Source organism: Phormidesmis sp. 146-33 (assembly GCF_052939515.1).
The window spans coordinates 20,508-28,588 of record NZ_JBJPHU010000091.1 but is presented as its reverse complement, the minus strand read 5'-3'; the positions used below and the strand labels follow the sequence as shown (position 1 = coordinate 28,588).

At 50.5% G+C, this 8,081-nt stretch carries 7 protein-coding genes; 4 read left to right on the top strand and 3 right to left on the bottom strand.

What is annotated here, in order from left to right; genetic code table 11:
* The first annotated feature begins 216 nt into the window (after positions 1-216).
* Positions 217-2,301: an elongation factor G gene (gene fusA / locus ACJ2PR_RS26515; RefSeq protein ID WP_446879209.1), complete on the top strand. Its 2,085-nt coding sequence runs from the start codon at positions 217-219 to the stop codon at positions 2,299-2,301.
* Positions 2,302-2,737: 436 nt separating this feature from the next.
* On the opposite strand, the gene ACJ2PR_RS26510 is transcribed toward fusA, so the two are convergent.
* Positions 2,738-4,135 (bottom strand): glycoside hydrolase family 76 protein, encoded by a 1,398-nt coding sequence (locus ACJ2PR_RS26510; RefSeq protein ID WP_446879208.1) that lies wholly within the window; start codon positions 4,133-4,135, stop codon positions 2,738-2,740.
* Between the two features lie 263 nt (positions 4,136-4,398).
* On the opposite strand from ACJ2PR_RS26510, the gene ACJ2PR_RS26505 reads away from it, so the two are divergent.
* Positions 4,399-4,791 (top strand): ribosomal maturation YjgA family protein, encoded by a 393-nt coding sequence (locus ACJ2PR_RS26505; protein ID WP_446879207.1) that lies wholly within the window; start codon positions 4,399-4,401, stop codon positions 4,789-4,791.
* A gap of 147 nt (positions 4,792-4,938) precedes the next feature.
* On the opposite strand, the gene queF is transcribed toward ACJ2PR_RS26505, so the two are convergent.
* On the bottom strand, positions 4,939-5,349 hold the full coding sequence (queF, locus tag ACJ2PR_RS26500; RefSeq protein ID WP_446879206.1) for a preQ(1) synthase: 411 nt from the start codon (positions 5,347-5,349) through the stop codon (positions 4,939-4,941).
* 259 nt (positions 5,350-5,608) lie between these two features.
* Here queF and ACJ2PR_RS26495 point away from each other — a divergent pair, with 259 nt between their 5' ends.
* A complete protein-coding gene (locus ACJ2PR_RS26495) occupies positions 5,609-6,175 on the top strand; it encodes a hypothetical protein (RefSeq protein ID WP_446879205.1) in 567 nt (188 codons plus the stop codon).
* A gap of 263 nt (positions 6,176-6,438) precedes the next feature.
* The gene (locus ACJ2PR_RS26490; RefSeq protein ID WP_446859801.1) at positions 6,439-6,777 is read left to right on the top strand and encodes a P-II family nitrogen regulator; all 339 of its coding nucleotides are present in this window, start codon (positions 6,439-6,441) and stop codon (positions 6,775-6,777) included.
* A gap of 231 nt (positions 6,778-7,008) precedes the next feature.
* Here the strand turns inward: ACJ2PR_RS26490 and ACJ2PR_RS26485 are convergent, their stop codons facing one another.
* On the bottom strand, positions 7,009-7,944 hold the full coding sequence (locus ACJ2PR_RS26485; protein ID WP_446879204.1) for a hypothetical protein: 936 nt from the start codon (positions 7,942-7,944) through the stop codon (positions 7,009-7,011).
* Positions 7,945-8,081: the final 137 nt, after the last annotated feature.

Below are 8,081 nucleotides of genomic sequence, written 5' to 3'. Positions count from 1 at the left end.
TTTCTCTGTGTCAACGGGGTTCAATTTTTGAGACCTCTCCAACCTTTGCCCCCGACACTTTACAATCAGTAATACTGCCAGAGCCAGGGAACAGGATTTCTTGATATTCCGAGTGATTGAAATCCACCTGTACTGACTACAAAAGAGGCACCTGTCTCTGAGTAGCGCTTGCAGGAAGTCGCCCACGGTTTGTCGCATTCAATCTACAGAGCAACTATGAAAGACCTCACTCGTTATCGAAACATCGGCATCTTCGCCCACGTCGATGCTGGCAAAACCACCACAACCGAAAGAATCCTGAAGCTGACTGGCAAAATCCATAAAATTGGTGAGGTTCACGAAGGCGCAGCGACAACCGATTTTATGGCCCAGGAGCAAGAGCGCGGGATCACGATTCAATCCGCTGCGACGACTTGTTTTTGGAATGACCACCAACTCAACATTATCGATACTCCCGGACACGTCGATTTTACGATCGAGGTTTACCGTTCTCTCAAAGTGTTGGATGGGGGAATTGGGGTGTTTTGTGGTTCCGGTGGGGTCGAGCCGCAGTCAGAAACCAACTGGCGCTATGCCAACGATTCTAAGGTCGCTCGGATCGTGTACATCAACAAGCTCGATCGTACGGGTGCCGATTTCTATCGCGTCGTCAAACAAGTCGATAAAGTGTTGGCGGCCAAGCCGATGGTGATGGTGCTGCCGATCGGTGTCGAAGAACAGTTCAAAGGTGTGGTCGATCTGCTGACTCGCAAAGCCTGGACTTGGGATGATTCTGGCGACCCGATGAGCTACCAGATTAGCGAAGTGCCTGCGGATATGGTCGAGGCCGTCGAGTCTTACCGCGAACAATTGATTGAATTAGCGGTCGAGCAAGACGACAACCTGATGGAGCAATACCTGGAAGGCGAAGAGCCAAGCATCGAAGACCTGAAGCGCTGCATTCGCAAGGGTACTCGCGACATGGCGTTTTTCCCGACCTACTGCGGTTCGTCCTTTAAGAATAAGGGCGTTCAGTTGGTGCTGGATGCGGTCGTGGACTATCTGCCTAACCCGATGGAAGTCAATCCGCAGCCCGAAGTCGATCTGGACGGGGAAGAAACGGGCAATTTTGCCATCGTCGATCCGGCTAAACCGCTACGGGCGCTGGCCTTTAAGATCATGGACGACCGCTTTGGTGCCCTGACTTTCACGCGCCTCTACTCTGGTACTTTGTCTAAGGGTGACACCGTTCTCAATACAGCGACGGGCAAAACTGAGCGGGTCAGCCGTCTAGTTGAAATGCACGCTAACTCTCGCGAAGAAATCGAATCGGCTCAAGCGGGCGATATCATTGCGATCGTCGGCATGAAGAACGTGCGGACGGGTCACACCATCTGCGATCCCAAGAATCCGGCAACGTTGGAACCGATGGTTTTCCCGGAGCCTGTGATTTCGATCTCGGTCAAACCCAAGCTCAAAGGTGGGGAAGAAAAAATGGGAGCCGCTCTCACCAAAATGGTGCAGGAAGATCCCTCGTTCCACATGATGACCGATGAGGAAAGTGGCGAAACGATTCTCAAAGGTATGGGTGAACTTCACCTTGACATTAAGGTAGACATTCTCAAGCGCACTCACGGCGTTGAAGTCGAAGTGGGCGAACCTCAAGTCGCTTACCGCGAGTCGATCACCAAGCGCGTCGAAGATGGCTACATTCACAAGAAGCAGTCGGGTGGATCGGGTCAATATGCCAAGATCAACTACATTGTTGAACCCGGTGAGCCAGGAAGCGGCTTCCAGTTTGAGTCCACGGTGACAGGCGGGACGGTGCCGAGAGAGTATTGGCCAGCCGTTCAAAAAGGCTTTGAAAGCTGTATTGACAAAGGCGTGCTGGCGGGTTTCCCCTGCATGGACTTGAAGTTCACGCTGACCGAAGGCGGCTTCCACCCGGTTGACTCGTCGGCGATCGCCTTTGAAATCGCAGCTAAATCTGCTTATCGGCAAACCATTCCCCAAGCCGGCCCTCAGTTGCTTGAGCCGATTATGAATGTCGATGTGTTCACACCTGATGACTACATGGGCGACGTGATCGGGGATCTCAACCGTCGGCGCGGCATGATGAAGTCTCAGGAAACCGGACAAACCGGGGCCCGCATCAAGGCTGATGTGCCGTTGAGCGAGATGTTTGGCTACATTGGCGACCTGCGAACCATGACTTCTGGACGCGGACAGTTCTCAATGTCGTTTTCTCACTATTCGCCTTGCCCCAGCAACATTGCCGAAGAAGTGATCAAGGAAGCGAAAGAGCGTCAAGCTGCTAAGTAGCGTTGTTGAGTGGTGAATGTGGAACGGTTAATTCTGGATTCTGCATTCATCATTCCCGCAAAGACGAGAAATAAATGACGAGAAACATTAGACCGAGGATATTAGACGAAGATTCAATCTTGCCCTGTCTAACGTCCAAGGTCTTTTGTTTTTAACGTAAATTCGATAGAGTTTTTTCGCTTCGGTATTTAACGCTTCTGCCCCCCAACCCCCCAAATCTGGGGGACTTTCGGACAGGATTTCTTGCTCAAAGTCCCCCAAACTTGGGGGATTTAGGGGGCTGCCTGGACTGATCGCTACAGCGAGGAATTTCATCGAATTCACGTTGTTTTTAAGGTGAGTCCGATGAAGTTTTTTGCTTCGTTGTCAAGCTTCTGCCTTCCAATTCTGGAGACTTTAGAGCATTGAATTTTAAAACATTGAATTCACGCTGTCTCTAGCCATTTTGTACGATTAATTCATTGAGATTGAGCCAATTGCGGCTGCCTTTGGAGCGATCGAAGATCAAAGAAACCGTATTTTCTCCAGCATTGAGCAAGACTGGGGGAACTGTGACCTGACTCCAACGGCTCCAGTTGCCTGTTCCAGGAAAGATGAGATTGGCGACAATGCCCTTGCCGTTGATAAACAGATAGCGACTCGACTCTCCCCCTGCCGCCGCATACCGGAAGGTCAGCGCATATCGACCGGACGATCGCACCGTCACCTTAAAATCAATCCACTGTCCGTCGCGATTCCAGCCTGCTACGTAACCGCCACCGTGATAGCCCGGATAGATCGCCTCCGTCAACAACTGATGGAGAATGCCCCTTTCAGCCTGGTAGGTGTCTGGCGTAGTGCTTTCAAAATTGAGGGCGAGCGCTGCATTCAGGGCATCCATTGCCGCACTGTGTCGGGCTGCATCCGATCGGTCAAATTGCCCCGCCCACGACAGCCCAAACTGATTGGCATCATTGCGACACTGCGCCCAAATCGAGTCAGCATTGCGAGTGATAAACGTTTTGTAGGCGGGCTTGTTGGTCACCTGATAGAGCGCCAGCAAATTTCGCACAAAGATGCCTTTGAACTGGGGCCCGTCTGCTCCACAATCTGGTTCACAAGGCTCCCGCAAGATTCCGTTAGGAGCCAGTGCGCGAATGGCAGCATCGGCGATCGCTCCCGCTTGAGTCAACAGTGCCCGATCGTTCGTGATTCGATACAGATCTACCAGTCCGCCTAGAATTACGCCCTGATTGTAAGTCCAGGTGGTCTGTCTGTTGTTTTGACAATTGCTGGTCAGTCCATCGTTGATGAGATTGTCGCGATTGATCATGCCTGAGTTTTTGAACCAGTTCCATTCGCGAACCGCCCAATCGAGATAGCTACCTGCTCCCTTGTCGCCTAGTGTTCTCAAATGCAGCCGAGCCGCGATCGCAAGAAACAACTCATTAGCGATCGCATTTTTATATTTGCGCTGTTTGCTCCACCAGATTCCGCCGCCACAGATCGCATCCCAGCCGCCTTTCATATCATTAAAGATCGTCTTTGCCATGTTGAGGTAGCGCGGTTCTCCAGTCAGATCAAAGGCTTTGATCCAGGTGAGCGCCCACCAGCCCTCGTCGTCATAAAACTCATTTAAGAAATTTTTGCTGCGATTTTTCTCAAAGGTGTTTGCTAGATTGGTGCGATAAGGTTGGCTCTGCGTCAGGGTGCAGTAGTCGATCGTCGTCTCCAAAGCGTTGGCCGCATTCCACCAGCCCGTTGTGTTCCAGAGTCCAGTCGTGCCGTTATAAAACCCTTGTAGCGCGACCATGCCTGCATCAGTGCGCTGGCGGCAAATTTCAGTTACATTCATCGCTGTCTCCTTGTGGCTGGTCAGATCAAGAGCCAAGTCTTTTTTAACGTGAATTCGATGGAGTTTTTTCGCTTCGTGATTCAGCACTTTGCCCCCCACCCCCCAATTCTGGAGAACTTTCGGATAGGATTTTTTGTTCAAAGTCCCCCAAACTTGGGAGATTTAGGGGGCTGCCCGGCGTAATAACCGCAGCCAAGGATTTCATCGAATTCACGTTTTTTTAGTTTGATCAAAATACCCCGATCGCGCCTCTTCCTTTCCCCATGTTTTATCGCATTGCTCTGTTGATCAGTACCGTTTTGCTCGTGCCGATCGGCTATCTGATCCGATTTTCTCAGAGTGGTTTTCCGTGGCTAGATGATGCTTTGGGCAGTGTCGCTTATGAGATGTTTTGGATTACGCTGGTACTGACCGGATTTCCCAAATTTTCGCCGAAAAAGGTAGCGATCGCGGTTTGTCTGGTGACCTGTGCGATCGAGTTTCTGCAACTGTGGCAACCACCGTTTTTGCAAGCGATTCGCGCTACGCTCCCTGGCAGACTGGTCTTGGGCAACACGTTTGGTTGGTCAGACTTTCCGCCTTACTTTGTCGGCAGCTTTTTGGGCTGGGTCTGGGTGATGTGGCTGCGGCGAGTTAGAAAGAGGGATGAGGGATGAGGGATGAGGGATGAGGGATGAGGGATGAGGGATGAAAGCAACTGCGTTTCGGGAGAGCTTGACGCGGGACTGATTGAATCATCCTCGATCGTCACTTTTGACTATTGCCCTCCTCACCTCTTTTCATCCCTCACCTCTTTTCATCCCTCATCCCTCCTTCCGATGCGTCACCTCAACAACGGTATGCACATTTCCCCGTGGCGTGTAGTCGGCTTTTACCGTGATTTCTAGCGGGTCGCAGGCAGCTACTAGGTCATCCAAAATTTGGTTTGCGGACTCCTCGTGAGAAATGTAGCGATCGCGGTAGCTGTTGATATACAGCTTGATCGCTTTTAGCTCGACCACGCGCCGATCGGGCACATAGGTTACGTAGATAGTGCCAAAGTCTGGATAGCCCGAAAACGGACACTTGCAGGTAAACTCCGGTAACGTAATGTAAATGTGGTAGCGGCGACCAGGGCGCGGATTAGGGAACGTGATTAGATTGCCTTCCTCGATCAGCCGTTCACCATACTTCACCGATTCGGAGGGAGTTTCTTGCGTTTGAGAAGAATTCATAGTAGACGGGTCGTGTGAGTAGTAAATTGAAATTCTAAAACCTGTTGATTTTAACAAGTCTCCAGGTGATCGCTTTGACAGAAACAGCGCTATCATTCTTGAGCAATTACCTAGATAGAAAATTAGCGATCGCTCCAGGTCAACTATTGACGATTTTTGCTCAAATTTTTGACGATTTTTGCGTCCGTTGGTCTAATTGCAGCTATTCTGGGGCATACGTTTTTAACCAACCGCCTGCTATTTGTTTGATACCAAAGAGATGACATCCAAAAACCCCTCGCCGTCCATGCGAAATATTCCTCCTTCTGGGCAGATTCCACCGTCTGCAAGTGCTTATTCGCCCTCTGTTCCGATCTCGCTCTACCGAGAAGTCACCGCAGAGCTTCAGGCGGCCAGGACGACAATGGAGGCTCTCACCCAGCAAAATCAGCAGTTAGCCAAGCAAAATCAGCAGCTTCGCCAAGAGATCGAACGGGCTGCTCAGTCGGCGATTCACCTCCGGCAGATTGTCACTAATTTGCCCCCCGTTTCGTCTGCCGAGATTCCTACCCCTCGGATGGAGATGCCGATCGAGTCACCCAGTGTTCCGACAATACCGAGCCGTCCGCCTGTGGCTCCCAAGCCTGCTCGCACCGAATCTGTGTTCGCCCCTGAGACGATCGTCTATGAGCAAGAAAGCCAGCCCCGTCGCAAAATTCAGTCTGAGAAAAAGCCAGGCGAGTTGGGCGGTTGGTGGTTGGGTCTAGTGATTGTTCTCATTGTGGTTTCCGCTTTTGGAACGGGATTTTTGATCGTGCGTCCGTTGTTGCCGTCTTCTAATAAGTGAGGCGATTGAATGCAGCGCGATCGAAAAATTTGCTTGATTTTCTCAAACAGCAACAAATCTTGATAAAGGTCAGAGCCGACAGCGTAGGAGCGCAACAGTTCGTCAAAAAAATTGGGATGCGATCGTGAGAGACTTTAGAAATAACGGTGACTTAGGAAAGATGACCTGGGGAAATGTACGATTCGTTACAATTACTTCCCTCGTAACGGTGATACATAGTGTCATGCTGATAGATATCGATATGTGACAAGGAGTGTAGGAGCTTGAAAAAGGTTGAGGCAATCATTCGCCCCTTCAAACTTGATGAAGTCAAGATCGCGCTAGTGAATGCGGGAATTGTGGGCATGACGGTTTCTGAAGTCCGAGGCTTTGGGCGGCAGAAGGGTCAAACTGAGCGGTATCGTGGCTCAGAATACACGGTCGAGTTTTTGCAAAAGCTCAAGGTTGAAATTGTGATCGAAGATGATCAGGTGGACATGGTGGTTGACAAGATCATTGTGGCTGCTAGAACGGGCGAAATCGGTGATGGCAAAATTTTCATCACGCCTGTTGACCAGGTGGTTCGGATTCGCACTGGAGAAAAGAATCTAGAAGCGGTTTGATTTCTTCTCTAAATCTGGTTTGAAACCAAGTTTTATCTATTCACCTTTCCAGACTTGATCAGGCGATCCCGCAGATGGGGTTGCCTTTTTTGTCCAGGTGAAGCGATCGGGCTATTTCGACAAAGGAGATTACCAAACTTAGAGCAAACAATGGTCACGTCCCGATCAATCTGCTACGAAGTGGAATTTGGGGTGAAGTTCTTTCGCTATGACCTTCAATTGAGTAGATGGCTAATTTTTGCGATCGCCCTCCTTCACAGGCGCAGGAACTTGAGGAAACGCGGGAATGACGCGATCTGCTTCAGCAGATATCTCTTTGAGATCTGCTTCAGCAGATATCTCTTTGAGACCACTTGATGAACTCGTCTCCTCGACCAAATGCTTCATCATGGCTTCGTTTTGGCTGACGACGGGAGTCAGCAACGCTTTGGGTGGAGTGGCTTCTACTAAGGAAACTGGCTCAACGGGTAACACAGGCGCTTTTACAGTTGGCTTTGCAGTGGGTTTCTGAGTTACAGCCTTGGCGATATCGGACTTAAAGTTCAGTGGGGCACTTTTGCGAGGTGGCTCGATCGCCCGATTGGGATCTCGAAATTCACGATCGGCTTTGATTTGCTGCACCAATGCAATATGGCGATCGGTTACCCAGGCAGCCCGAACGATCAACTTTAGCCGACCAGCCGTTTTGAGTGCTTGAGTCCACTCTCTTTGCGCCATCTGATCGATCGCCGCTTCCGCAATCTCGTCCGCCTTTTCTGAGGACTGCTTCCAATCAGAAATGCGGCGCTGGGCTGCGTCATAGGTTGGAGAAGTTCGGGAAATTGAGTTAGCCAGGTCGATCGCGTTCTCAAACTCCCCGGCTTGAAAGGCACTTTCTGCCTGCCCCATCAACTCATTTGACCATTGCAGAACCAATTGCTTTCCTTCTGGTTGAAGGTCTGAAGGCAGATTGCCCAACAAACGAATCGCGGCCGCCAGATTACCAGGCGTTTTCTGCTGCACGCTTGCTTTGGCACAATACAATCGCTGAGACGCATTGGCTTGATCGTTGATCGTTTCACAGCTAGAAGAATGGGGCGTTTTGAGCACTTGAAAGGCGATCGCGCTGATGCCCAGAGGCAAAACGATTAGGCTGATCAGACAGAATTTCCAGGCTAATCGTTTCATTTGCAGCGCTCCTCGGTTTGGGTAATCCGGCGTGTTCCATAACACACTTCATTACTCAAAAGATTTCACTGCGATCGCGGAGAATTGTTCAGCAAAAACCAGGAATTTACACAGGCTTTAAGAATTAGGGAGGAAGG